Source organism: Nocardia ninae NBRC 108245, from assembly GCF_007990755.1.
Classification (GTDB): Bacteria; Actinomycetota; Actinomycetes; order Mycobacteriales; family Mycobacteriaceae; genus Nocardia; species Nocardia ninae.
The window spans coordinates 1-25,092 of the sequence record NZ_BJXA01000104.1 but is presented as its reverse complement, the minus strand read 5'-3'; the positions used below and the strand labels follow the sequence as shown (position 1 = coordinate 25,092).

General features: G+C 69.2%; 20 protein-coding genes. 16 read left to right on the top strand and 4 right to left on the bottom strand.

Going from position 1 to position 25,092, the window contains the following annotated elements; genetic code table 11:
* Positions 1–265: 265 nt before the first annotated feature.
* From uraD to NN4_RS40240, 4 genes are read left to right on the top strand one after another with little or no spacing between them, the layout of a single operon-like run.
* On the top strand, positions 266–769 hold the full coding sequence (uraD, locus tag NN4_RS40255; RefSeq protein WP_147142495.1) for a 2-oxo-4-hydroxy-4-carboxy-5-ureidoimidazoline decarboxylase: 504 nt from the start codon (positions 266–268) through the stop codon (positions 767–769).
* On the top strand, positions 766–1,083 hold the full coding sequence (uraH, locus tag NN4_RS40250) for a hydroxyisourate hydrolase (protein ID WP_147142492.1): 318 nt from the start codon (positions 766–768) through the stop codon (positions 1,081–1,083). Before uraD ends, uraH begins: the two co-directional genes overlap by 4 nt.
* A 6-nt stretch (positions 1,084–1,089) precedes the next feature.
* Positions 1,090–1,995 (top strand): factor-independent urate hydroxylase, encoded by a 906-nt coding sequence (gene pucL / locus NN4_RS40245; RefSeq protein ID WP_147142488.1) that lies wholly within the window; start codon positions 1,090–1,092, stop codon positions 1,993–1,995.
* Positions 1,983–3,344 (top strand): 8-oxoguanine deaminase, encoded by a 1,362-nt coding sequence (locus NN4_RS40240; protein ID WP_147142485.1) that lies wholly within the window; start codon positions 1,983–1,985, stop codon positions 3,342–3,344. The genes pucL and NN4_RS40240 overlap by 13 nt, the downstream gene beginning before the upstream one ends.
* A 58-nt stretch (positions 3,345–3,402) precedes the next feature.
* On the opposite strand, the gene NN4_RS40235 is transcribed toward NN4_RS40240, so the two are convergent.
* Positions 3,403–3,789, bottom strand: a complete 387-nt coding sequence (locus NN4_RS40235) for a hypothetical protein (protein ID WP_147142482.1) — start codon at positions 3,787–3,789, stop codon at positions 3,403–3,405.
* Between the two features lie 237 nt (positions 3,790–4,026).
* Between NN4_RS40235 and NN4_RS40230 the strand changes: the two genes are divergently transcribed.
* Positions 4,027–6,912, top strand: a complete 2,886-nt coding sequence (locus NN4_RS40230) for a tetratricopeptide repeat protein (protein ID WP_147142480.1) — start codon at positions 4,027–4,029, stop codon at positions 6,910–6,912.
* A 6-nt stretch (positions 6,913–6,918) separates the two neighbouring features.
* Here NN4_RS40230 and NN4_RS40225 read toward each other — a convergent pair whose 3' ends face one another.
* On the bottom strand, positions 6,919–8,151 hold the full coding sequence (locus NN4_RS40225; protein ID WP_147142478.1) for a M20 family metallopeptidase: 1,233 nt from the start codon (positions 8,149–8,151) through the stop codon (positions 6,919–6,921).
* Positions 8,144–8,830 carry a 2OG-Fe dioxygenase family protein gene (locus NN4_RS40220; RefSeq protein WP_186818862.1) on the bottom strand — a complete coding sequence of 229 codons (687 nt, stop codon included), beginning with the start codon at positions 8,828–8,830 and terminating at the stop codon, positions 8,144–8,146. The genes NN4_RS40225 and NN4_RS40220 overlap by 8 nt, the downstream gene beginning before the upstream one ends.
* Before the next feature lie 592 nt (positions 8,831–9,422).
* Between NN4_RS40220 and NN4_RS40215 the strand changes: the two genes are divergently transcribed.
* The 7 genes from NN4_RS40215 to NN4_RS40185 all read left to right on the top strand — a co-directional run bounded on the left by NN4_RS40215 (position 9,423) and on the right by NN4_RS40185 (position 16,957).
* Positions 9,423–10,274: an FAD binding domain-containing protein gene (locus NN4_RS40215; protein WP_147142471.1), complete on the top strand. Its 852-nt coding sequence runs from the start codon at positions 9,423–9,425 to the stop codon at positions 10,272–10,274.
* Positions 10,271–13,102, top strand: a complete 2,832-nt coding sequence (locus tag NN4_RS40210) for a molybdopterin-dependent oxidoreductase (RefSeq protein ID WP_147142468.1) — start codon at positions 10,271–10,273, stop codon at positions 13,100–13,102. Before NN4_RS40215 ends, NN4_RS40210 begins: the two co-directional genes overlap by 4 nt.
* 38 nt (positions 13,103–13,140) lie before the next feature.
* Positions 13,141–14,331 carry a DUF6986 family protein gene (locus NN4_RS40205; RefSeq protein WP_147142504.1) on the top strand — a complete coding sequence of 397 codons (1,191 nt, stop codon included), beginning with the start codon at positions 13,141–13,143 and terminating at the stop codon, positions 14,329–14,331.
* Positions 14,328–15,365 carry an allantoicase gene (gene alc, locus NN4_RS40200; RefSeq protein ID WP_246181345.1) on the top strand — a complete coding sequence of 346 codons (1,038 nt, stop codon included), beginning with the start codon at positions 14,328–14,330 and terminating at the stop codon, positions 15,363–15,365. Before NN4_RS40205 ends, alc begins: the two co-directional genes overlap by 4 nt.
* On the top strand, positions 15,362–16,282 hold the full coding sequence (puuE, locus tag NN4_RS40195) for an allantoinase PuuE (RefSeq protein ID WP_147142465.1): 921 nt from the start codon (positions 15,362–15,364) through the stop codon (positions 16,280–16,282). Before alc ends, puuE begins: the two co-directional genes overlap by 4 nt.
* 99 nt (positions 16,283–16,381) lie before the next feature.
* The gene (locus tag NN4_RS40190; protein WP_147142462.1) at positions 16,382–16,579 is read left to right on the top strand and encodes a hypothetical protein; all 198 of its coding nucleotides are present in this window, start codon (positions 16,382–16,384) and stop codon (positions 16,577–16,579) included.
* Positions 16,580–16,765: 186 nt separating this feature from the next.
* Positions 16,766–16,957 carry a hypothetical protein gene (locus tag NN4_RS40185; protein ID WP_147142459.1) on the top strand — a complete coding sequence of 64 codons (192 nt, stop codon included), beginning with the start codon at positions 16,766–16,768 and terminating at the stop codon, positions 16,955–16,957.
* Between the two features lie 48 nt (positions 16,958–17,005).
* Here the strand turns inward: NN4_RS40185 and NN4_RS40180 are convergent, their stop codons facing one another.
* Positions 17,006–18,139, bottom strand: coding sequence for an alpha/beta hydrolase family protein (locus NN4_RS40180; RefSeq protein ID WP_147142456.1), 1,134 nt, complete (start codon positions 18,137–18,139; stop codon positions 17,006–17,008).
* A gap of 519 nt (positions 18,140–18,658) precedes the next feature.
* Here NN4_RS40180 and aceA point away from each other — a divergent pair.
* The 4 genes from aceA to NN4_RS40160 form a co-directional block, all read left to right on the top strand.
* The gene (gene aceA, locus NN4_RS40175) at positions 18,659–19,948 is read left to right on the top strand and encodes an isocitrate lyase (RefSeq protein WP_107659628.1); all 1,290 of its coding nucleotides are present in this window, start codon (positions 18,659–18,661) and stop codon (positions 19,946–19,948) included.
* A 195-nt stretch (positions 19,949–20,143) separates the two neighbouring features.
* A complete protein-coding gene (locus NN4_RS40170) occupies positions 20,144–21,016 on the top strand; it encodes a 3-hydroxybutyryl-CoA dehydrogenase (protein ID WP_107659627.1) in 873 nt (290 codons plus the stop codon).
* A gap of 90 nt (positions 21,017–21,106) precedes the next feature.
* The gene (metE, locus tag NN4_RS40165) at positions 21,107–23,410 is read left to right on the top strand and encodes a 5-methyltetrahydropteroyltriglutamate--homocysteine S-methyltransferase (RefSeq protein WP_186818861.1); all 2,304 of its coding nucleotides are present in this window, start codon (positions 21,107–21,109) and stop codon (positions 23,408–23,410) included.
* Positions 23,411–23,745: 335 nt separating this feature from the next.
* Positions 23,746–25,092: DEAD/DEAH box helicase (locus NN4_RS40160; RefSeq protein WP_147142453.1), on the top strand; the 1,347-nt coding region annotated here is incomplete at its 3' end.

Genomic DNA, 25,092 nt, shown 5'->3' with positions numbered 1-25,092 from the left:
GCCAGGCGCCACCCTCGGCCAGCGCTTTCGGCCGGCCGTAGCGCGTTCCGGCGCCCGCGGCGAGCAGGATGCCCGCACAGTTCGGCGGGGTGGCCGGGCGATCGGGTACAGCCATGGGTACGACGGTAGTCCGGAACCGCCTGCCGCGCGTGCCGGAAGAGTGCTGCTCGCGGCCCTGCCCGGCCATTTTCTTTGCGGCGACACGCCGGGGGTGATCTATCTCTTTCGGGTGGCGGCCGGGCGGGTCGTATTCGATGCTGGTCCGATGACAGACGACGGGGCGGGTCTCGCCGGGTTCCACGCGTTGCCTGCGCACGCGGCGACCGAGGCATTGCTCACGTGTTGCTCGTCGCCCGAGTGGGCCCGCGCGCTCGTCGCAGCGCGACCGTATCCGAGCGTCGACACCTTGCTCGACACCGCCGATGCGGTGCTCGCGGAGCTGCCCGAGTCCGAGATTGATCGGGCGCTCGCCGGGCACCCCAGGATCGGCGAGCGACCGGATACCGCGGCCTCGGCGCGCGAGCAAGCCGGGGTGGCCACTGCGGCGGACGCGGTACGGTCGGCGCTCGCGGCCGGAAACCGGGCCTATGAGGCGCGGTTCGGCCACCTCTATCTGGTGTGCGCGAGCGGTAGATCGGGCAGCGAGCTGCTCGCGATCCTCGAAGACCGACTGGGCAACGATGCCGAGACCGAAAGGCGGGTCATGCGAACGGAACTGGCGAAGATCAATCGAATCCGACTGCGCGCACTGCTGGCGGCGACCCGATGAGCACGCTGAGCACCCACGTGCTCGACGCGGTACGCGGCGCGCCCGCCGAGCACGTCGCCGTAACGCTGTATCGCGGTGCGGACCAGCTGAATTCGGGAACGACCGACACGGACGGCCGGATCGGCGCGCTGGCCGAGGCCCTCGCGCCGGGCACCTATCGGCTGGTGTTCGACACCGGCGCCTACTTCGCCGGACAACACGTCGACACCTTCTACCCCGAAGTGGCGGTGACGTTCGCCGTCACCGAGGAGCGGCACTATCACGTCCCGCTGTTGCTGTCGCCGTTCGCCTTTTCCACCTATCGAGGGAGCTGACCGAGCATGGAGTTGACCGGGCCGATCGAGCTGACCGACCACCGATACGGCAAGGCCGAGAACCGGATCGTCCGGATCTGGCGGCAGACCGCGCGCCACGAGATCCGCGACGTGAACGTGTCCACCGTGCTGCGCGGGGACTTCGCCGACGCCTACGTCGCGGGTGATCAGCGCAAGGTGCTACCCACCGACACCCAGAAGCAGACCGCCTACGCCTACGCGAAACAGCCAGGGCTACAGGCGATCGAGGACTACGCGCTCGCCTTGGCCGGCCACTTCGTCGACGATGTCGAGCCGGTGACCAGCGCGCGCGTCGAGGTCGACGAGTATGCCTGGCAGCGGGTGTCGGTCGACGGGCGCGAACACGAGCACACCTGGGTCAGGCAGGGCTCCGAGGTGCGCACCGCCGCGGTCACGGTGGCGGGTACCGGCGCCGAGCGGCAGGTCTGGGTGATCGGCGGGATGAAGGACCTGACCATCCTGAAGTCGACCGGTTCGGAGTTCGCCGACTTCCTGAGCGACGAATTCACCGTGCTCGCCCCGACGCACGACCGAATGCTGGCCACCTCGCTGGCGGTGCAATGGCGCTTCGCGGGCACCACCGATATCGCCTGGGACGAGGTGTACGCCGGGGTCCGGGCGCGGCTGGTCGAGACATTCGCGACGCACCATTCGAAGGCGTTGCAGCAGACGCTGTTCGAGATGGGTAAGGCTGCGCTGACGGCCTACCCCGTGCTCGCCGAGATCCGGCTGGCCGCGCCGAACAAGCACCACTTCGACTATGACCTGGACCGCTTCGGTATCGAGAACAACGGCGAGGTGTACTACGCCGCCGACCGCCCGTACGGCCTGATCCACGCGACCGTGCAGCGCGCCGACGCACCCGAGGCGGGACCCGCATGGCTGCCGTGACGGTCGTCGAGGGCGGTGCCGTCGCGACTGTTGACGCGCACGGCACCGAGTACCGCGACGGCTATGTCGTGCTGCGCGGCAACAGGATCGAGTCCGTCGGCGCGGGCGCGGCACCGGTGCTCGACGGCCAGGTGCGGCGCATCGACGGCCGCGGCTGCCTGCTGACCCCCGGCCTGGTGAACACTCATCACCACCTCTATCAGTGGATCACCAGGGGCCTGGCCGCGGACAACACGCTGTTCGAGTGGCTCACTACGCTCTACCCGATCTGGGCGGGCATCGACGAGGAAGCGGTGCGGATCGCGGCGACCGGTGGGCTCGCCGCGCTGGCCCGCACCGGCTGCACCACCACGACCGACCATCACTACGTGTTCCCGCGCGAAGGCGGCGACCTGCTCGGCGCCGAGATCGCCGCGGCCGCCGAGGTGGGTTTGCGTTTCCATCCGTGCCGAGGCTCGATGGATCTCGGTGCGAGCGCGGGTGGCCTGCCGCCCGATCACGTGGTGCAGTCGTTGGACGACATCCTGGCCGACAGCGCGGCGGCCATTGCCCGCCACCATGATCCGTCGTTCGACTCGATGCTGCGCATCGCGCTCGCCCCGTGCTCGCCCTTCTCGGTGACGCCGGAGCTGCTACGGGAATCGGCCGCGCTGGCCCGCGAGGCGGGGGTGCGGCTGCACACCCACGTCGCCGAGACGATCGACGAACAGGACTATTGCGCGGCAACATTCGGCTGCACGCCCGCGCAGTACATGGAGAAACTCGGCTGGGTCGGTGCCGATGTCTGGTGGGCCCACGCCATCCACCTGGACGACGCCGCGATCGAGACCATGGCGAAAACCGGTACCGGAGTGGCGCATTGCCCCACCTCGAACGCGCGCATCGGCGCGGGTATCGCGCGCACCGCCGATCTGGTGCGTGCGGGCGTCCCGGTGGGGCTCGGCGTGGACGGCGCGGCGAGCAACGAGTCGAGCTCGATGATCGAGGAGCCGCGCAATGCCCTGTTCTTCGCCCGCAACACCGGCGGCCCGCGCGCGATGACGGTACGAACGTCGTTGGCGCTGGCCACGATCGGCGGCGCGCGCGTGCTCGGCCGCGACGCCGAGATCGGCTCGATCGAACCGGGCAAGCTCGCCGACCTGGCGCTGTGGCGCCTGGACACCCCGGCGCACGCGGGCATCGACGATCCGGTGACCGCGCTGGTGCTCGGCTCGGCGCCACCCCTCGCAGCGCTGATCGTCAACGGCCGCGAGGTGGTTCGCGATGGTCTGCTGCGCACCGTCGATGAGGACGTCGTCGGAGCGCAGGTGTCCATGGCACAAGCGGCATTGGTCGCCAAGGCGCGGTAGCTCGGTCCAGGTTTACCCGGCTACCGGTGAAAGGCGCACGCGGCGACTCTGATCGGGCTCAGGCTGCCCAAGACGACAGCCCATGGGCCAGTGCGGCAGCGGATCTGAGCCGATCATCGGTCGGGTCGACCGGCGGCTCCGGTTCGGTCGATCCGGCAGGCGCCCGCAACGCCAGCAGGCTCATGACGTCGTGCAGCGTGCAGTCGAGCTCCGTCGCGTGCAGCTGCGCGACCTCGTGATCGAGGCCGGCTGGGTGCGGCTGCTCGAGCACGATCATCTCGGCGAGCACCATGCCCGCCATCGCCTGATTTCTGCTGAGCCGCCGGTTGGTCGGCAGGTAGGACAGCACCCACTTGCCCCGGTCCTGTTCGGGAATATCTATCCGGAACGCGGCCTCGTGCACCACGTCACTGGTGATCAGCCAGCCTGTCGCCGTAATCGCCATCGTGCGACCTCTTTTCATCCGCCCCGCGTTGTCACGTTGTCCCGGTGACACCTTCCAGGATGGCAGTTCGGGCGGGTGCGGGGCGATCCCAGCGGGTGCGGCGTTTTATCGGGTTGACGCATTTACTTGACCTGGGAAAACGCTACTGATACCAAGGAATTAATCACAATCAGCGTCTCGATTCTCCCGCGCAGGCCGCGCCCGTGCCGGAGGCATCGCGCGCGGGAGGGTGGCGGGATGGCGCGATCCGGCCGGACCGACCGCTGGCGTCCCGGCGGCACCCTCACCGCCGAGCAACGGCGGCGCCTGCGTGATCGACTGGCCGACTTGGGTTTGACCGAGCTGCAGCTGCTCGAACCGCTGGCGGGAGAACTGCGCCAGCGCGGGTACCGGCCACGCGCGGCCTGGCGCTACGCCAACGGATTGACCCAGGCCGCGGTCGCCGAGCGGTACAACGAGCTGACCGACAGCGCGCGGGCGGCGATGAAGGCCAGCCGGATCTCCGAGTACGAGGCATGGCCCTTCGCCAGGGACGGCACCGACCCCGAGGATGAGGACCATCGGCCCAGCGGGGCGCGGCCCACCATTCGCGTGCTGAAGAACCTTGCCACCATTTACGGTACGACCTGGGACCAGCTGATCGATCTCGCCGATCTGTCCTTCATGCCGCACGCCGAGCGGCTGGAGTATCACGAGGTGGTGGCCAGGCGATCCGTCGGCCGCCAGCCGGTGCGCGCGGGTCGCGACCTGCCCGCGGAGGTGCCGCACTTCACCGGTAGGGAAGGTCCGAAAACGCAACTGCGCGAACGGGTTGCCGCGCACCTGCGCAGCGGGACGGTCGCCGTGCACGTCATCGTCGGGCTCACCGGCATCGGCAAGACGGCGCTGGCCAGGTACGCGGTCGCGGTCTTCGGTAAGCACTATCCGGACGGCACCATCTGGGTCGACCTGCACGGCTACACCCTCGGCCGGGAGCCGCGCGAGCCGGTCGACGTGCTCGAGCAACTGTTGCTGCAGATCGGGGTGCCGCGCGAGACCATCGACGCGGATCTGGCCGGGCGGGCCCACCGCTGGCGCGGCGCGACCCGGCAGCGGCGGATGCTGATCGTGCTCGACAACGCGCTCGACAGCGCCCAGGTGAAACAGCTACTGCCGCAGGCGCCGGGCTGTTTCGTGCTGATCACCAGCCGGAGCAAGCTCACCGGGCTGGCCGAGGCGGCACCGCTGCGGCTGGACGTGATGGAGTGGGCCGAGGCGGAGGAGTTGCTGGTCAAGCTGGGCAATCTGCGATCGGGCTACGATCGGGGCGCGGTGCACCAGATCCTGCAGACCGCGGGTCGGCTGCCCCTGGCCATCCGGTTGATCGGCGGCCAGATCGCGCACCACGGCGAGGCCATGCTGGCCGACAGCGCGGCCGATATCGCGCAGCTGACCGAGCGGATCAAGCGCGCCCCCGCGGATCGCACGAATGGTTCGGCGACCGAACATCTGCTGGATCGGTTCACGGCCGAGGACGAATCGCTGCGCGCCGCCTTCGAGCTGTCGTATCAGCGGCTGGGCGATGCCGGGCTGCAACGCGCCGTCCGCCTGCTCGGCTGGTTCCCCGGGCCGGAGATCACCGCCGAGGCGATGGCCACCATGGCCGCGGTGCCGCTGCGCGACGGAAAGACGTTGGTGCGCAAGATTTTCGAGGCAGGCTTCCTGGATCCGTCGCCGGGCGGTCCCGGCGGCCCGCGCTACCGGATGCACGACCTGACCCGCTTGTGCGCGCGCCTGCACGCCGAACGCGAGGACGCGCCGGTGGAGTACGCGAAGGTGGTCGACCGCCTGGTCGGGGCCGGCCTCGCGGTGGCACGCCGGGCCAGTACGCATCAGCTCTTCGATCCGTCCGGCAGCGAACATCTTTCGAACCCGTCCGCCGATACGGCGCGGGCCAGGGCCTGGCTCACCAGAGAACGCGAGATGCTGGTCAGCTGCCTGCGCGGCGCCGAACCCTCCTCGGCGGCAGCGGAATTGGCCACTCGACTGGCCTCGCACCTGTCCGGCACCGGTCACTGGTCGCTGGCATTGCGCCTGTACGCACGGGCCTTGGATATCGCCGTCGAGATCGCCGATCGGCGCGCGCAAGCCTGGGCGCTGGTGGGCAAGGGCCGCATCGATCGGCTGATCGGGCAGCACCAGCAGGCGTGCGCCGGGTTCCGGCTGGCCTGCGAGATCGCCATGGACCTGACCGATCGGCAGTGTCACGCGGCCGTGCTGTGTGAGCTCGGGCAGACGGCGCGGGTCACCGGCGACCACAAGGCGGCTCGGCGCTATTTCAGCGAGGCGCTCGCCATCGCCCGCGATATCGACGATCGGCCCACCGAATGCGACGCCCTGGACGGGCTCGCCCACGTCGAGCGGGCCTCGTCGGAGTACCGCGCCGCCTGGAACTGCTCGGCGCAGGCGCTGGCCATCGCGGAGGCCATCGACGATCCGGTGCGCATCGCCACCGCGCAGTGGGGGTTCGCGGAGGTGATCCGGCGCCTCGGGGATGCCGAGGGCGCGGAGCGTCGCTACGCCGAGGCGCTGGACATCGCCAGAAGCCTGAATCATCAGAAGCTGGAGGGCGATGCGCTGCGCGGGCTCGGCCACATCGAACGGCTGGTCGGTGACCACGAGACCGCGCGGCGCTATTTCGACGACGCGCTGGAGATCGCCCGCCGCATCCATGACCGCTACGGCGAGGGCTGGACCCTGTGGGGGCTCGGCAATCTCGCGCGTAAGTCGGGATCGCCCGCCCAAGCCCGCGACATGTTCCAGGGGGCCTACGAGATCGCCGTCGAGATCAATGATCCGCTCGGGCAGGTCGACGCGTTGCGCGGGCTCGGGCACATCGAGCGGCACTTCGGCCGATTCGATTCCGCCCGAAGGTATTACACCGAATCGTTGGGTGTCGCGTACCGGATCTGCGACCCGTTGGGTCGCGCCGACGCGTTGCGCAGCCTGGCAGGGGTCGCGTCGGCGACCGGCGCCCGGGGCGAGGCCGAAGCGCTGCTCGCCCAGGCGGTCGGGCTGTACGACGGCATCGGGGTGCAGCTCGCGGCGCAGATGCGCACGGAGCTGCGCACCCGAGGCAGGTGAGTGCGGTTATCCGCAGCGTCGCTCGGCCAAGAGCGCGAGAGTGTCCGCGCAGGCCCGCATTTCGCTGATCAGCACGTGGTGTTCGGTGTCGGGTGTGGCGCCGCGCGGCCCGAACAGGCAGCATTCGATGCCCGCCCGGCTCAGGTGGGTGGTGTCGTTGCCGCAGTAGGAGTAGGGCAGCGCCAATCCGGTCTCCTCGACCTGAAAATCGGAGACCCTCGGCAGCAGTTCGGCGATGTCGCGCACCACCGCGCAGTCGGCGGGCATGTCCATCGGCGGCATATCGGTGCCGCCGACCCGGTACTGCGGATCGACCGGGTGCTCCACGACGATCTGGGCCTCGGGGAAGGCATCGCGCACCTGGTCGAGCACCACGTCGATGGCCTTGCTGACGTTGTGCGGCTCGTGCGGCGGCGGATAGCGCAGATCGACTAGGGCGGTGGCCTTGTCCGAGCAGTAACTCACCCCGGACAGATCGTGTCCCTCGCCGCGGCCCGCGATCAGGCTGGCCACCTGAAGCCTTGGCAGCGGCGGGAATTCGCTGTTGCGCAGGCCGAGGTCCGCGGTGTCGAGCAGGTCGAGCACCCGGCGCAACACCGCGACCGCGTCCACGCCTTCGTGGTGCCTGCTGGTGTGCGCGGTGGTACCGCGCACCACGATGGCGAACTTGTGCACCCCGGCGGTGCGGGTGATCACCCGGCGCACCGAGTACGGCTCGGGGACCACGGCGGCGTCGGCGGTGAGCCCGCTGCGCAGGGCGTGCCTGGTGCCGACCCCGCCTTGCAGCTCGCCGACGACGAACTCGAGCAGCAGGGGACGCCGCAGTGCCATTCCGCTGCGGCGCACCGCTATCGCCGCACCGAGGATCGCCGCGAGACCGCTCTTCATGTTGTGCAGGCCCGCACCGTAGAGCCGGTCGCCCTCGCGCCGGGCGGTGAACGGCTTGCCCGGCTGGTCGCGGCCGAGCGGGTCCATGTCGAGGTGGCCGTTGAGCAGCAGCGCGGGGGTGCCGTGCTCCGGGCCGAGCCGTGCGATCGTCTGTAGGCGGCCGGGCTGCACCTCTTGGTGGTAGGCGTGGATGTCGTTGCGGGCGAGGGTATTCCGGACATGGAACGCCAGCGGCGTCTCCTGTCCGGTGAAGGAGGGGACCGCGGTGAGCCCGGCAGCCAGCTGCACGAGCTCGTCGTCGGGCAGCAGCCGGGGCAGCTGGTCGACGAAGGTCGTTGTCGAACTATTCACGCTTTCTGAATCCGATCAGCAGGACATCGCGTAACCCGGCGCCCGCGTCGGGATCGGTCACCGTGATTGTCGTCGTGTAGTGCAGTACCCGTTCGTCGTCGAAGACGTAGGAGTCGAGCGGGTTTTCCAGGACGAAGCCGCACAGCTCCCGGTCCGGGTCGTAGCGATCGTAGAGGGCGGAGACGCCGCCGGTGACATTGGTCCGCTGGATCAGGTGCGCGGAGCCCGCGATGAGGCCGTCGCGGTGCTTGCCCTCGGGCGCGGGATGGCCGGGCGCGAGCAGGCGCATGTAGTGGGCGTCGACGAGGCAGTGCGGCGTGGTCTGCACGGACAGCACGCCGTTGGCGGCGAGCAATCGGGCGACGGCGGTGGCGATCTGCCTGGTCGGCTCGGTCGCCGGGTGCTCGGGCGGGATCAGCTTGAAGGTGCGCTCGATATCGCCTGCCACCGGGTTGACCTGCTTGGACTGCACGTACGGCGGCGGCTGGTCGATCGCGGTGAGAGCGCCGGGTCCGTCCTCGGCCAACCGGGCCGTGGCCAGGTCGAAGCACTGGTATGCCCGGCGGCGGTACTGTTCGCCGCCCGGTAGCCAGTGGTCGAGCTCGGTGTAGTCCCGAAACGTGCGACACAGGACATGGAGGTCGCGCTCGGTCAAGGGGAAGTCGTCCGCCGTCATCATCCAGGAGGACGGTGCGTCCGGGGAGCGGGGCGCTGGCAACTCGGGGTCGGCGGTCGCCGCCCGCTGGTTGGCGTTGATCGGTGGCCCTTCCGCGTCGGGACATGGCTGCCGACAGCGGGGGCCGCCGGTGGCACACATCAGTAAGGGACGACCCGACGATGCGTGGGAAATGTCACACAGAGCGGGCCGCGATGGAGATTAATCCGGCGGCTGCCCGGTTGTCGAGTGTGGAACGTGTTCGATCGCGCGTGTCGACAGCGCGCCGTGGACCGGGGGCGCGGCGTGTCGCAGGAGGGTGGTGCGGTCGCGCGATTCTCGCGGGCGGTGCGGGTGGCCGTCATAAATAGACCGGCAGGTATCGAATAGGCATTGGGCCAGTTCAGGGCAGGTGCGGGATACTGGAACGGAGTCGCCTCTGAATGTCTCGGGGCGGACGGACCGGACGTCGAGTGCCGCGGGGGTGTGCGGGCGATCCCGGGAAGCGGAGTGGGCGGTCAGGTAACGGCCGCGCAATCTGGGGCGGGAGTTGTGCAACATTGCGGCAACTCCCCGCTCCTACTGTGGCCGTAGCGGCAATGGAGTGAGGTGAGACGTGGACCTGGACACGATCCGGGAGGTGTCGGTGGCGCGGGAGCGCGCCGACCTCGGCGCCGTCGGTGGTTCGTGCGCGGTGCTCGCCGGCGGGACCTACTTGTTCTCCGAGCCGCACAACCAGCTGGACCGGCTGATCGACATCACCGCGCTCGACTGGCCCGCGTACACCGTCGTGCCGGACGGGCTGGAGATCGCGGCGACCTGCACGCTGTCCGAGTTCGCCGGTGCGGTGCCCGGTCGGGAGCTCGGTGCGCCGGTGCTGCGCGAAGAGTGGCCGGGGACAAGGCTGTTCGCGCAGGGTTGCCGGGCCTTGCTCGCGTCACACAAGATCTGGCGCACTGCCACGGTAGGTGGCAACGTGTGTCTGTCGTTGCCCGCCGGTGGTGTGCTCGCGGCGTTGACCGCACTGGACGGTGTTGCGCTGGTGTGGGGTCGGGACGGCGTGGACCGACGGATCCCGTTGCGGGAGTTCATACTCGGTCCGGAGGAGAATGTGCTGCGGCCCGGCGAGGTGTTGCGTTCGATCACCGTGCCGACGGCGAGCCTGCTGGCGCACACCAGTTTTCGGAAGGTGGCGCTCGCGCCGCTCGGCCGGTCCGGGTCCGTGGTGATGGGGCGCCGTGCGGCCGGTGGTCGATGTGTCGTCACCATCACCGCCGCCACCGGTCGGCCCGTCGTGCTGGATTTCGCTGAGCCGCCAAGCGAGGCCGAGATCGATGCCATGGTCGCCGGGATAGTTCCGTCGCTGTGGTTCGACGACCCGCACGGCGCGCCCGACTGGCGTCGCCATGTCACCGGCGTACTTGCTCGCGAGGTCGCCGGGGAGTTACGAGATGGGGGGCGGCCATGAGATTCGAAGTCGACGGCAGGCCCGTCGAGGCCGAACCACGCCCGGGGCAATGCCTGCGCACCCTGCTGCGCGAGCACGGCACTTCATCCGTGAAAAAGGGTTGTGACACGGGCGATTGCGGTGCCTGCTCAGTACAGCTCGACGGAGCGACCGTGCACTCCTGCCTGATTCCGGCCCACCGCGTCGCCGGTCGTGCGGTCACCACGGCCGCCGGGCTCGGCACCACCACCGACCCGCATCCCGTGCAGCGCCGCTTCGTCGAGAACGCCGCCTTCCAATGCGGGTTCTGTACTGCGGGAATGGTGGTCACGGCGGCCGGTCTCGGCTGCGGTACCGAGGATGGCCCAGCCGACGCCGAAGTGGCCGAGCTGATGAAGGGAAACCTGTGCCGGTGCACGGGTTATCGGTCGATCGCCGAGGCACTGGCCGGCCGAGCGCCCGCCGACGCGGCGCAAGCGGATGGTGCCGGAGTATGCGCGGGACACGAGCACTCGGTCGCCGGGCGCGCCGGTAGTGGAGTCGGCGCTCCCGCCGGGGCGCGGATCGTGCGTGGCGCAGAGTCTTTCACCTTCGACATCGATCCCGGCACCCTGCCATCGGCGGCGAGCGAGGGCACCGAGGACGCGAATTCTCCTGACGCACCCGAGGTCTCGCCACCCACCGCACCACTGCACATCGCGGTCCTGCCCAGTCCCCACGCACATGCCCGCATCGTGTCCATCGACACGGCAGCGGCCGAGACCGTGCCGGGCGTGCACGCCGTGTTGACCTACGCGGACGCGCCGGACGTGGCGTTTTCCACTGCCCGGCACGAACTGCGGGCCGACGACCCCGACGACACCTATGTGCTCGATCGGACGATGCGCTTCGTCGGGCAACGGGTCGCGGCGGTGGTCGCGGAGAGTTCGGCGGCCGCCCGCGCCGGTTGCCGGGCCTTGCAGGTCGAGTACGAGGTGCTGCCCGCGGTGTTCGATCCGGTCGAGGCATTGGCGCCGGAAGCACCGAAACTTCATGCGGAGAAACCGGATTCGGCGCGGATCGCAGATCCGGCGCGCAATCTGATCGCCGAGATCCACGGTGCGGTCGGCGCGGTGTCGGCCGGGCTCGAGGCCGCGGCGAAAGTGGTGCGCGGCGTATGGCATTCGCCGCGCGGACAACACGTGCACCTGGAAACCCACGGCGGGATCGGCTGGTTGGACGCCGATGGCAGGCTGGTCATCCGGTGCAGCACCCAGGTGCCGTTCCTGGTGCGCAACGAGCTGTGTCAGGTGTTCGGGCTGCGGCGCGATCAGGTGCGGGTGTTCGCCACCAGGGTCGGCGGTGGGTTCGGCGCCAAGCAGGAGATGCTGGCCGAGGACCTGATCGCCCTCGCGGTCCTGCGGACCGGGCGGCCCGTGCAGTACGAATTCACCAGGGCCGACGAATTCACCTCGGCGACTTGCCGTCATCCCATGCGGGTCGAGGTGACCGCCGGCGCCGACGCCGACGGTGTGCTGACCGCACTGGCGGTCGACGTGCTCGCCGACGCGGGCGCGTACGGCAACCACAGCGCCGGGGTGATGTTCCACGGTGTCGGCGAGTCGATCGAGGTGTACCGCTGCGCCAACAAGCGGGTGGACGCACAGGCGGTGTACACCAACAACATTCCCTCCGGCGCCTTCCGCGGCTACGGACTCGGACAGGTGATCTTCGGGATCGAGTCCGCGCTGGACGAACTGGCGCGCGAACTCGGCATCGATCCGTTCGAGTTCCGGCGGCGCAATGTGGTGGTGCCCGGTGACGAGTTCGTCGGCGCCGAGGTGGACGACAGCGACCTGAGCTTCGGCAGTTACGGCCTGGACCAGTGCCTCGACCTGGCGGAGCGAGCACTGGTGCGGGGCAACGGAACAGCGGCGCCCGGCCCGCAATGGCGGACCGGCACCGGCATGGCGGTGGCGATGATCGCGACCATCCCGCCGCGCGGGCATTCGGCGGACGCGACGATTACCCTGCTGGCCGACGGCCGGTACGAACTCCGGGTCGGCACCGCGGAGTTCGGCAACGGCACCACCACCGTGCACACGCAGCTCGCGGCAACGGCGCTGGAGACCGACGCGGCGCGCATCGTGGTCCGGCAATCCGACACCGATCTGATCGGGCACGACACCGGCGCGTTCGGCTCCACCGGAATCGTGGTGGCGGGCAAGGCAAGCTACGCGGCGGCGCTCGAATTGCGCAGGTTGCTGCTGGCCCGAGCGGCGAAGCTGGCCGGGCTGCCGGAGCGCGACGGCGTGCTGGTCGCCGGCGGAGTCCGGTGCGGTGACCAGGTTTTCGGCGTCACCGAGTTGCTGGCCGACGGCGAGCTGACCGCGCACGGTGAGCACGCGGGCACCCCGCGCTCGGTGAGCTTCAATGTGCACGCCTTCCGGGTGGCCGTGCATCCGGCCACCGGCGCGGTGCGCATCCTCCAGTCGATCCAGGCCGCCGACGCCGGGACCGTGCTCAACCCGGTGCAGTGCCGCGGGCAGGTGGAGGGCGGCGTCGCCCAGGCCATCGGCACGGCGCTGTACGAGGACATGCGCAGCGAGCGCGGCGTGGTCACCACGCACTCACTGCGGCACTATCACATTCCGCAGTTCGCCGACGTGCCGCGCACCGAGGTGTACTTCGCCGACACCGCCGATGCGTTCGGCCCGCTGGGCGCCAAGTCGATGAGTGAGTCCCCGTACAACCCGGTCGCCCCGGCGCTGGCGAACGCGATACGCGATGCTGTCGGGGTGCGGCCTGATCGGTTGCCGATGACGGCTGATCGGATCTGGCGCGCCATGCAGGAAGGAGACTTGAGGTGACACGGTTGCCGGAGAATGTCCGGGCCAGGATCGATGCGATGCTCGATACCGTCGACACGGAGTTGCGCACGCGCTATCCGGGGACGGATGGGCAGGCGCAGCCGATCCACACTGCCTATGTTCCCGCCGACCGGATCATGGAGGACACCCCGAGCACCTGGGGCGCGGCGGCCGTCGAGCTGCTGGATCGCCACCACGACCTGCTGGCCGAGCTGGATTCGACGGGCTCGCTGCCCGACGTGCGCAAGCGGCTGGCGCAGGATCCGATTCAGGATCTGCGCATCGACTTCGAGGACGGCTACGGCTTCCGCACCGACGCGGAGGAGGACGAGGCGGCCAGTGCCGCGGGTGCGGTGCTCGCCACCTGGGCGTACACGCCGTACCGTCCGCAGAGCTACGGAATACGGACGAAGGGTCTGTCCGTCGGCGAGCGCAATCGCACCGTGCGCACCCTGGAGTTGGTGCTGGCGGCCATGGTCGACGTGCCTGCGGGTTTCGTCTTCACCGTCCCCAAAATCCGGGCAGCCGAGCAGGTTCCGGCGCTGGTCGCGCTGTGTGCAGGACTGGAGACCGGCTACCGGCTGCCCGCGGGCACGCTGCGCTTCGAGCTGCAGATCGAGAGTCCGCAGGCGATCATCGCCGCCGACGGCACCGCGCCGATCGCCCGCATGATCGGCTTGGCCGAGGGCCGTTGCAGCGCATTGCATTTCGGCACCTACGACTACACCGCCGCCTGTGGTGTCGCCGCGCCGGACCAGGCGCTCGACCATCCCGCCGCGGACTACGCGAAGTCGGTCATGCAGGTGGCGGCCGCGCAGACCGGCGTGTGGGTGTGCGACGGCTCCACCCAGATCGTGCCGGACACCGAACCGGAAGCGGCGCTGCGCAATCACCACCGCTTGGTCGGCCGGTCGCTGCGCCGCGGCTACTACCAGGGCTGGGACATGCACCCCGGCCACCTGGTCACCCGCTGGCTGGCGACCTACGACTTCTTCCGGCAGGCGATCGACGTGGCCGTGCCGCGCTTGCAGGCCTACCTGGACCGCCGCTCGGGCGGGGTCATGGATGAACCGGCCACCGCGGAAGCGTTGGCGGCCACCGTCTTACGCGGCGTGGAATGCGGCGCCCGGACCGCCGAAGACCTCGCCGCCCGAGCGCCCGAATTGTCACCGGCGGTGTTGCGTGCCCTGGTCACGCGAGCGCCGATTCCGCAGGAGGTACGGTCATGACCGCCGAAATCGTCACCGGCGGCGGGAAATCCGCGCCGCACGTGCGCGCCCATCCCGCGGGCAGCGCTGCGCCCGCCGCGGACTTCGCCCTGCTGCCCGACCTGGCCGTTCGCCCGCTCGGCGGCGCGGTGATCTGGGCGAACGACGAATTCTTCGCGGAGAAGGAGAATTTGATCAACCCGGGTCCGGCCGAGTACCAGCCCGCGACCTTCGGGCACAAGGGCCAGGTCTACGACGGCTGGGAAACCCGCAGGCACCGTGGCCGGCCCGGCGACGATTGCGCCATCGTGCGGCTCGGCGTGCCCGGCGTGATCCGCGGCGTCGTGGTCGACACCGCCTGGTTCAAGGGCAACTATCCGCCCGCGGTCTCGGTGGCCGCGCTGGAGGTCGCCGACTATCCGTCCGCGGAAAGCATTGCCGCCCGCGATGATTGGGAAACACTGATCGACCACGCGCCGGTCGCCGGGGACAGCCGCAATCCGTTCGCCGTCGCGAGCGAGCGGCGCTGGACCCACGTCAAACTCACCATGCACCCCGATGGCGGGGTGGCGCGGCTGCGGGTGCACGGCGAGGGCAGTCCCGACCCCCGGCTGCTCGGCCTCGGCCCGCTCGACCTGGCGGCGCTGGAAAACGGTGCGCTGGTGCTCGATTGCTCCAACCGCTTCTACAGTTCGCCGAATCAGCTGCTGTATCCCGGGCTGGCCCGGCGGATGGGCGACGGCTGGGAGACCGCCCGCCGCCGCGACGACGGCAACGACTGGGTGCGAATCCGGCTCGCCGGGCCCGGCCTGATCCGGCTCGCCGAGATCGACACCTCGTACTTCCTCGGCAACAGCCCCGGCGCGGCCCGCCTGACCGGGCGCACCAACGATGGCACCGAGCTCGAATTGCTGCCGCGCACCGACCTTTTGCCCGACACCAGGCACCAGTTCGCCATCGCGCCGATGGCGGCGTCGGTGGAGGAGGTGCGGTTGGACATATACCCCGACGGCGGTCTCGCCCGGCTGCGGCTGTTCGGCGAGCTCGGCGGATGAGCGAGCCGGTCGCGCCGAGCCGCGACTTCATCGGTTACGGCCCGACGCCGCCCGATCCGCGGTGGCCCGACGATGCGCGGATCGCCGTCCAATTCGTGTTGAACTACGAGGAGGGCGGCGAGCTCAATGTGCTCGACGGCGACGAGCACTCGGAGACGTTTCTCTCGGAAATGACTCCGGCGCAGGCTTTTCCGAACCGGCACATGAGCATGGAGTCGCTCTACGAGTACGGCTCCCGTGCCGGGCTGTGGCGCGTGCTGCGCGTTTTCGAGCGCCGCGGCCTGCCGCTGACCATCTTCGCCGTCGCGCACGCGCTGCGGCGAAACCCGGAGGCGGTGGCCGCTTTTCGCGAACTCGGCCACGAGATCGCCTGTCACGGCCTGCGCTGGAAGTCCTACCAGCTGACCGACCGTGACACCGAGCGCGCGGACATGGCCGAGGCGGTGCGCATCCTCACCGAACTCACCGGCGCCGCGCCACTGGGCTGGTACACCGGACGCGACTCCCCGAACACCCGGGAGCTGGTGGTCGAGCACGGCGGCTTCGTCTACGACGCGGACTCCTACGCCGACGACCTGCCCTACTGGGTCGCCGTGCACGGCCGAGACCACCTGGTGGTGCCGTACACGCTGGACACCAACGACATGCGGTTCGCCTCGGCCGCGGGCTTTCCCACCGGCGAGCAGTTCTTCGCGCACCTGCGCGACGCCTTCGACGTGCTGTATCGCGAAGGCGCGCAGGGCAGTCCGAAGATGCTGTCGATCGGCCTGCACTGCCGCATCGTCGGCCGCCCGGCCAGGACCGCCGCGCTGGAACGCTTCCTGGACCATGTGCAGTCGCACGACAAGGTGTGGATCACCCGTCGCATCGATATCGCCGAGCATTGGCGCCGGGTCCATCCGGCACGGGCCGGCTGAGTTCCGCACCGCGTCGTACGAGGCAACATAATTCGGGTCATGCGTAGCGAGGGTCTCGCCGATTAAGGTTCGGCCGTACCCGATGCACGAGGAGTTCGAATGTTCGCAGTACGTGGATTCGCCGCCGCCGCCATCATCGGTGTTGCCACCCTGATCGGTGCCGGGGCGGCCGCTGCGGCGCCGTTGCCGCTCGAGCCGCATGCGCCTGTACAGGTCGAGAACGTCCAGGGCACCTGCGGCGGCGTCACGCACCCGTTCGCCCTGCTGGTCTGCACGATCAGCAGCCTGTCCGGCTAGCGGGCGGCGCGGCCGCAGGACAGGTGGACAACCGCACCGGCTGTCCGTTCGCCTGCACCACGGTTCCATCCGGTGCCGGGCAGCCGACCGGTGCGCCGACTGGGTTATGCGGCAACATAATTCGAGTCGTGCAATGCTTGTGCTCGCCGACGGGTTCGGTGGCTAGCTGATGCATGAGGAGTTCGAATGTTCGCAGTACGTGGAATTGTCGCCGCCGCCCTGGTCGGTGCCGCCACCCTGATCGGCAGCGGAGCGGCCACGGCGGCCCCGCTGCCGCTGGGCGAGTACACCCCGGTCGAGTCGGTTGCCAAGAATTGCGAGGGCGTCATCCACCCGCTCGCCGTGATGATGTGCACCCTCACCAGCCTGTCCGGCTAGCCGAACCGCGCGGCCGGCGGGGGACCGGCCGCGCAGTTCCATGGGGGATCAGCCGAACAAGCCACGCACGAACGGCACCGAATCCCGCAGCGACGCGTTCACCGCGCCACTGTGGTCCTCCGGGTAGGTGTGCAACTGCACCGGCTGCCCGTTCGCCTGCAACACGGCGGCAAACCGCAGCGTCTCCGGCGTGATGACGTCGGTGTCGCGCAGCCCCTGACCCAGGAATACCGGCTTGTCGTAGCCGGATTCGGGCAGCCCGAGATATCGGGTGAGCAGCCCGTGCAGGTCGGGGATCTGGTTGAGCGGCTTACTGAACAGGTTTCCGAGTACCACGTCCGCGGCCGCGAGTTCGTCGCCGAGCGGTACCAGGCAGTCCTCGCGCGCCTTGGCCAGCCACGACCGGCCCGCGTCGGTGAGGAACGACTCGATGTTCAGCTCCGGGTAGGTGGTGCGCAGCCCGTTGAGGATGTACAGCGTGTAGCCCGTGGAGTGCGGGCTCAGCTTCACCGGCGGCATGCCCGGGCCCAGCGGAGTCAGGATGTCCTCGATATACGCGGGGACGCCGGTACCGACCGCACCGCGGTAGTCGAGCTCTGGACCACCGAATTCAGTTGCGTAGCGCGCGGTATAGACGGCCGCACCGCCACCCTGGGACTGTCCGACCACCACCCACTTCTTGGCGAGCGACGGATACTGCGCGGTGGCCGCCCGGACCGCGTCGACGACATTGTGCGCCTCGACGATCCCGTTGAGATACGGGTGCTCACCCGGGGTGCCGAGCCCGGCGTAATCGGCGGCGACGATCGCGTAGCCCTGCTGTAGCCAGGTGCCGAGATAGGCCCAGTCGCGTTCGACCGCGCCGGGCCCCGCGACGCTGTACGCGCAGTTGTCGCCGAGGCCGACGGTGCCGTGTGCCCAGGCGATCACCGGCCAGCCGCCCGCCGGCGGCTCGCCCGGCGGGAAGTAGACGGCCGCGCTGGCCGTGGCGGGCACGTTGTTCGCGGTGGTCGAGCTGTACAGCAGGCGGGCCGAGTTCACCGAGCCCGGCAGGGTCGCGGCTGGGGTCAGCGGGGCGACCGACTCGACCGTGCCCACGGGCGCGGCGGTCGCGACCGGCAGATTCAGCAGGCCTGCGGTGCAGGCGAGGATGACCGCGGCGGCGAGGACCGTTTTCCGCATAGGGACTCCTGTTCGGGTGCGCAGCGCTGCCGGGTGCCGGGCAGCGCTGCCGTTCGCGGACGCCCGTGGGGCGCCGGACGCATGTCCAAGTTCGGATTCGCCTCAGTCTGCCCGACGCCGCGCGCCCGGCCCAGGCGAGGGTGGCGTGGCCCACACGGGCGGCACCCGCCCGGACTTGTGAACGTCCTCACAACCCGGAATGCCGCGCCCGGTCGATGACCGATGGCCCGCCGATCTCTAACAGTACGAGCGTTACGCTAAAACCGCACGTCAGGGCTACCAGCCGGTAGGTTCGCCGTTTGCAATTAGCCCGCTAATTTCGCAAAGTTAGCAAACCGGGATCGAAACCTAGCTTAGATTCGCATTAGCAACAGGTAGACGGCCATTTCGCATTGTGCAATCGTGTGGAAGTACACCCCATGGGCCTAGCAAGCCTGCAAATTGCCGCTCCAGCAGTTCGAGCTGTTTCACCGCTCGGCCGTGGGGCAATCGACTTAAAACGAGGAAGTGGAGTCAGAGATGTCGAACGCCGGCACCCCGAAGACCGCTGCGGAAATCCAGCAGGACTGGGACACCAACCCCCGCTGGAAGGGCGTCACCCGTAACTACACCGCCGAGCAGGTGTCGAAGCTCCAGGGCACCGTCGTCGAAGAGGCCACCCTCGCTCGCCGCGGTTCGGAGATCCTCTGGGATCTCGTGAACAACGAGGACTACATCAACTCGCTGGGCGCCCTGACCGGTAACCAGGCGGTTCAGCAGGTCCGCGCCGGCCTGAAGGCCATCTACCTGTCCGGTTGGCAGGTCGCCGGTGATGCGAACCTGTCCGGCCATACCTACCCGGACCAGTCGCTGTACCCCGCGAACTCGGTGCCGTCGGTGGTGCGCCGCATCAACAACGCGCTGCTGCGCGCCGACGAGATCGCCAAGGTCGAGGGTGACACCTCGGTCAGCAACTGGCTGGCGCCGATCGTCGCCGACGCCGAGGCCGGCTTCGGTGGCGCGCTGAACGCCTACGAGCTGCAGAAGGCCATGATCGCCGCCGGTGCCGCCGGTGTGCACTGGGAAGACCAGCTGGCCTCGGAGAAGAAGTGCGGCCACCTCGGTGGCAAGGTGCTGATCCCTACCCAGCAGCACATCCGCACCCTGACCTCCGCGCGCCTGGCCGCCGACGTCGCCGACGTGCCGTCGGTGATCATCGCCCGCACCGACGCCGAGGCCGCCACCCTGATCACCTCCGACGTGGACGAGCGCGACCGGGAGTTCCTGGACGGCACCCGCACCGCCGAGGGCTTCTTCGGTGTGAAGAACGGCATCGAGCCCTGCATCGCGCGGGCCAAGGCCTACGCCCCCTACGCCGACCTCATCTGGATGGAGACCGGCGTGCCGGACCTCGAGGTCGCGCGCAAGTTCGCCGAGTCGGTGCGCAGCGAGTTCCCGGACCAGCTGCTGGCCTACAACTGCTCGCCCTCCTTCAACTGGAAGGCGCACCTGGACGACGCGACCATCGCGAAGTTCCAGCGTGAGCTCGGCGCGATGGGCTTCAAGTTCCAGTTCATCACCCTGGCCGGCTTCCACTCGCTCAACTACGGCATGTTCGACCTGGCCTACGGCTACGCCCGCGAGGGCATGACCGCCTTCGTCGACCTGCAGGAGCGCGAGTTCAAGGCCGCCACCGAGCGTGGCTTCACCGCCATCAAGCACCAGCGTGAGGTCGGTGCCGGCTACTTCGACACCATCGCCACCACGGTCGACCCGAACACGTCCACCGCGGCGCTGAAGGGCTCCACCGAAGAGGGCCAGTTCCACTGAGCCACTGGTGATTCGCCCAGGGAATGAGGTTCCCGACGTGAATACCGATAACCCCCTGTAGGGGTGTACCGCCCTCCCCGCCGAACAGCCCCGGCGGGGAGGGCATCCCTATACCTTGGAGCATCGAAGGGCCGCTCACACCAGAGCACACCCCTTCCAGCCACCGACTAGCCAGACCAACAGCAGGAGCGGGACGTGAGCAGCGAGAAGATTCAACGCGTCGGTGTCATCGGCGCCGGACAAATGGGTGCCGGAATCGCGGAGGTGTGTGCCAGGGCGCACGTCGACGTGCTCGTCTTCGAACAGACCAGGGAATTGGCCGCCGCGGGTCGGGCCCGCATCCTCCGTTCGCTCGACCGCGGCGTCAGCAGCGGCAAGATCACCGAGCGGGAGCGCGAGCAGGCCGCCTGGCGACTGCGGTTCACCTCCGACCTCAACGACTTCGCCGACCGCCAGCTGGTGGTCGAGGCGGTGCTCGAGGACGAGAAGGTGAAGACCGCCATCTTCGCCGAGCTGGACAAGGTCGTCACCGACCCGTCCGCGGTGCTCGCCTCCAACACCTCCTCCATTCCGATCATGAAGATCGCCGTCGCCACCACCCAGCCCGAGCGCGTGGTCGGCATGCACTTCTTCAACCCGGTGCCGGTGCTGCCGCTGGTCGAGCTGGTCACCACGCTGAAGACCAGCGAGGCCGTGTCCAAGCGCGCCGAGGCGTTCGCCGGCGACGTGCTGGACAAGCAGGTCGTGCGCTCCGCCGACCGCTCCGGCTTCGTGGTGAACGCGCTGCTCGTGCCGTACCTGCTCTCGGCCATCCGGATGGTCGAGTCCGGCTTCGCCACCAAGGACGACGTCGACAAGGCGATGGTGCTCGGCTGCGCGCACCCGATGGGCCCGCTGGCGCTGACCGACCTGGTCGGCCTGGACACGGTCAAGTCGATCGCCGACTCGATGTACCAGGAATTCAAGGAGCCGCTGTACTCGGCTCCGCCGCTGCTCATGCGTATGGTCGAAGCTGGGTTGCTCGGCAAGAAGACCGGCGCCGGTTTCTACCAGTACAACCGGGCCTGAGCTCGTTTCGATTCAACCCAGGCGCAATAGCGTGCGGCGTCCAGTCTTCGTAGTGGGCGCCGCACAGCCATCGAAGGGAGCAGCGCGCTCATGGTGAACGTGACCGACGGCTACGGGTCGAGCATCCTCGGCTATCCGCGCATCGGGCCGCATCGAGAACTCAAGCGGGCACTCGAGGCCTATTGGCGCGGTGCGATACCTCGCGAAGAGTTGCTCGCGGTGGGCCGTGACATTCAGGAACGGCAGTTCAACGAACTCGCCGCCACCGGGTTGACCCAGGTCCCCGGCAATACCTTCTCGTTCTACGACCACGTGCTCGACAACGCGCTGATGTTCGGCGCGGTGCCCAAGCGGTTCGAGCCGTTCCGCGACGAGATGGATCCGCTGGACTTCTATTTCCTGATGGCGCGCGGCAGGCCGGATCTGCCACCACTGGAGTTGGTGCGATTCTTCGGCACCAATTACCACTACCGCCAGCCGGAGTTGGATGCCGACACCGAATTCTCGCTGCATCCCGAGGCGTTGCTCGACGAATTCGACCGGGCCAAGACGCAGGGCATCGAGCTGCGACCGGTGGTGCTCGGCCCGGTGTCGCTGTTGCTGCTGTCCAAGGCGGGGCAGGTCCCCGGCGAGGACGAGTTCGACACGCTGAAGCTGCTCGACCGGCTGCTGCCCGCATACGAGGAGCTCTTCGAGATCCTGGCCAAGCGCGGCTCCACCTGCGTGCAGCTGGACGAGCCCGCCTTCACCAGCGAGCGCACGCCCGCCGAGCTGGCCGCGTTCGAGGCTGCCTACCAACGACTTTCGAAGGCGCCGCTGCGGCCGCGCATGCTCGTCACCGGCCAGTACGGCGATTTCGGCGAGGCGCTGCGGATCCTGGCGGCCAGCAATGTCGAGGCCATCGGGCTCGACCTGGCCAGCTACCGCATCCGGCCGGAGGAGCTCGCGGAGATCCCGGGCATTCGCCGTAAGCGTCTGTACGCCGGGGTGATCAGCGGTCAGAACGTCTGGCGTGCCGACCGTTACGTCACGCTCGAGTACCTCAACCAGCTCGCGCAGGTGTGCCCGGACCTGGTCGTCTCGACCGGCACCACGCTGCTGCACGTGCCCTACGACCTGCTCATCGAGTACGACATCCTCGGTAATGTCGCCGACCGGCTCGCCTTCGCGAAACAGAAGGTGGGCGAGGTGGTTTCGCTCGCGAAGGCACTCACCGACGGCCCGTCGGACAGCTGGCGCAAGCGGCCGACCGAGGTGCACTTCAAGCAGAAACACGCGGTGCGCCAACGGGTTTACGCGGTCACGCCGGATATGCGGGCGCGCGAGCCCTACGCGGTGCGCCGGGAGGCCCAGCAGGCCAAGCTGAACCTGCCGCCGGTGCCTGCCACCACGCTCGGCTCCTTCCCGCAGACCAACAAGATTCGGCAGGCCCGCTACGAACTGGGCCAGGGCCGGCTGTCCTTCGACGACTACAAGAAGCGGATCGAAGCCGAGATCGAGGCGACCATCCGGCTGCAGGAGGACATCGGGCTCGACGTGCTGGTGCACGGCGAGCACGAGCGCAACGACATGATCCAGTACTTCGCCGAGCTGCTCGACGGCTTCGCGACCACCCACTTCGGCTGGGTCCAGGTGTACGGATCGCGCTGCGTGCGACCGCCGATCCTCTACGGCGATGTGTCGCGGCCCGCGCCGATGTCGGTGGAGTGGATCAGCTACGCCCAATCGTTGACCGACAAGCCGGTCAAGGGCATGGTCACCGGCCCGGTCACCATGCTCGCGCGCTCGTTCGTCCGGCAGGACCTGCCGCTGCACGAGACCGCGGACCAGGTGGCCCTGGCCATCCGGGACGAGGTGGTGGACCTGGAGCGGGCGGGGATCGCGATCATCCAGGTCGACGAGCCCGCGCTGCGGGAGATGCTGCCGCTGCGGCCCGAGGGGCGGGCGGAGTACCTGCGCTGGGCGGTCGGCGCGTTCCGGCTGGCCACCTCCGGGGTGAAGCCGGAGACCCAGATCCACACGCACATCGGCTATTCCGGCCGCGCCGAGGTGGTCGAGGCGATCGAGGAACTCGACTGCGACGTCACCGCGATCGTGGCCACCCGCTCGATCGACTGGGTGGTCAAGGCGCTCAAGGCGGACAGCGGCACCGACCACGGGCTGAGCCACGGTGTCGGTCCCGGTGTGTACGAGAGCCGCTCGGCGCGTATCCCGGACATCGACGAGCTGGACAAGTTGCTCACCGCCGCGGCGGAAGCCATTACGCCGGAACGACTATGGGCCAATCCGGACGGTGGGCTCAAGACCAGGCACTACTGGCAGCTGGAGCCGTCGTTGCGCAACATGGTCGCCGCGGCGCGACGGGTGCGCAGGCGGGCGCTCGCGAGCGAGTAACCGAACTACGTTGGCCGCCCCCTGTTTTGGCAGGGGGCGGTTTTCGTTCGAGGCGCGGAGGTGGTGGGTCACCGATGGGCGGGCTGCCGTCGGTCATTCCTCGCCCGGGCGACGAGTGACGTAACCCACTGGCAACCTGGCGTCGAGGAATACTCGAGGTTGCGGTAGAGTTACCCGAGGCAAGCGTTGATCTTCACGCTCCCTCTCGATCCGTCGTGGATGTCTTACCTTTCGCGTCGGCGCCTCAGCTGGGTGTCATAACACCGAACGCACGGACGATAGTCCTGCGCAGCGCTGGGGTACACCCCGATGCCTGGAAGGCACACCCACCTCATATGACGAATCCTTCTTCGAACTCTGCCGCCACCACGTCCTTCGCCGCTCTCGGCGTCGGCGCGAAGCTGGTCGGCGCCCTGACGGCGAGCGGTATCACCGCTCCGTTCCCGATTCAGGCGGCCACCCTGCCCGACACCCTGGCCGGTCGCGACGTGCTCGCCCGCGGCAAGACGGGTAGCGGCAAGACGCTGGCCTTCTCCATCCCGATGGTCGACCGCCTCGCCGGTGGCGACCGCAAGCCGGGCCGCCGTCCCCGCGGCCTGATCCTCGCCCCGACCCGTGAGCTGGCCACCCAGATCGCCGCCGCGCTCGAGCCGATGGCCACCGCCGCGGGACTGAAGGTGACGACCATCATGGGTGGCGTCTCCCAGCACCGGCAGGCCAAGGCCTTCTCGACCGGCGTCGACATCGTCGTCGCCTGCCCCGGCCGGCTCGAAGACCTGATGCGTCAGCGTCTGGTGTCGCTGCAGGACGTGCAGATCACCGTGCTGGACGAGGCCGACCACATGGCCGACCTCGGCTTCCTGCCCGCGGTGACCCGCATCCTCGCCTCGACCCCGAGCGGCGGCCAGCGGCTACTGTTCTCCGCGACGCTGGACAACGGCGTCAACAAGCTGGTCAAGCAGTTCATGCGCAACCCGGCCACGCACTCGGTCGACACGGCGGACTCGCCGGTGCCCGCGATGACCCACCACGTCTTCGAGGTCGGCGGCGTCGAGGCCAAGCGGATCCTGGTGGAGACGCTGGCCGCGGGCTCCGGCCGCCGGATCCTGTTCATGCGCACCAAGCACCAGGCCCGCAAGCTGGCCAAGCAGCTCACCACCGTGGGGATTCCCGCGACGGACCTGCACGGCAACCTCTCGCAGGTGGCCCGCGACCGCAACCTGGCCGCCTTCACCAACGGCTCGGCCCGCGTACTCGTCGCGACCGATATCGCGGCGCGCGGCGTGCATGTCGACGATGTCGAGCTGGTCGTGCACGTCGATCCGCCCGCCGAGCACAAGGCTTACCTGCACCGCTCCGGGCGCACCGCCCGCGCGGGCAGCTCCGGTGACGTCGTCACCGTCGTGCTGCCCGAGCAGCGCCGCGATGTCGCGGCACTGCTGCGCAAGGCGAACATCAATGTCGCCTCGCAGCGGGTGACCGCGGACGCCGCACCGGTGACGGCGCTGGTCGGTACCGTGGCACCGCGGGTCGCGCCGAGTGCGATGCCCGTGGCGTCGACCTCCGAAGGGCAGGGCAACCGCAACCGTCGTGGTGGTGGCGATCGTCGCTACAGCGCGCCTGCCGGTCAGGCCCGTAGTCGTGGCGCACGCGACGGCGCGCCCGCCGGTGGGCAGCCGCGC

What these genes read in the sequence shown, in the direction of transcription:
- NN4_RS40220 (WP_186818862.1), bottom strand. Translation starts at nt 8,830, where the DNA reads ATGATGACGGCGGACGACTTCCCCTTGACCGAGCGCGACCTCCATGTC.
- NN4_RS40240 (WP_147142485.1), top strand. Translation starts at nt 1,983, where the DNA reads ATGGCTGCCGTGACGGTCGTCGAGGGCGGTGCCGTCGCGACTGTTGAC.
- NN4_RS40235 (WP_147142482.1), bottom strand. Translation starts at nt 3,789, where the DNA reads ATGGCGATTACGGCGACAGGCTGGCTGATCACCAGTGACGTGGTGCAC.
- NN4_RS40205 (WP_147142504.1), top strand. Translation starts at nt 13,141, where the DNA reads ATGCTCGATACCGTCGACACGGAGTTGCGCACGCGCTATCCGGGGACG.
- pucL (WP_147142488.1), top strand. Translation starts at nt 1,090, where the DNA reads ATGGAGTTGACCGGGCCGATCGAGCTGACCGACCACCGATACGGCAAG.
- NN4_RS40230 (WP_147142480.1), top strand. Translation starts at nt 4,027, where the DNA reads ATGGCGCGATCCGGCCGGACCGACCGCTGGCGTCCCGGCGGCACCCTC.
- NN4_RS40180 (WP_147142456.1), bottom strand. Translation starts at nt 18,139, where the DNA reads ATGCGGAAAACGGTCCTCGCCGCCGCGGTCATCCTCGCCTGCACCGCA.
- puuE (WP_147142465.1), top strand. Translation starts at nt 15,362, where the DNA reads ATGAGCGAGCCGGTCGCGCCGAGCCGCGACTTCATCGGTTACGGCCCG.
- alc (WP_246181345.1), top strand. Translation starts at nt 14,328, where the DNA reads ATGACCGCCGAAATCGTCACCGGCGGCGGGAAATCCGCGCCGCACGTG.
- uraD (WP_147142495.1), top strand. Translation starts at nt 266, where the DNA reads ATGACAGACGACGGGGCGGGTCTCGCCGGGTTCCACGCGTTGCCTGCG.
- NN4_RS40185 (WP_147142459.1), top strand. Translation starts at nt 16,766, where the DNA reads ATGTTCGCAGTACGTGGAATTGTCGCCGCCGCCCTGGTCGGTGCCGCC.
- uraH (WP_147142492.1), top strand. Translation starts at nt 766, where the DNA reads ATGAGCACGCTGAGCACCCACGTGCTCGACGCGGTACGCGGCGCGCCC.
- metE (WP_186818861.1), top strand. Translation starts at nt 21,107, where the DNA reads ATGGTGAACGTGACCGACGGCTACGGGTCGAGCATCCTCGGCTATCCG.
- NN4_RS40210 (WP_147142468.1), top strand. Translation starts at nt 10,271, where the DNA reads ATGAGATTCGAAGTCGACGGCAGGCCCGTCGAGGCCGAACCACGCCCG.
- aceA (WP_107659628.1), top strand. Translation starts at nt 18,659, where the DNA reads ATGTCGAACGCCGGCACCCCGAAGACCGCTGCGGAAATCCAGCAGGAC.
- NN4_RS40190 (WP_147142462.1), top strand. Translation starts at nt 16,382, where the DNA reads ATGTTCGCAGTACGTGGATTCGCCGCCGCCGCCATCATCGGTGTTGCC.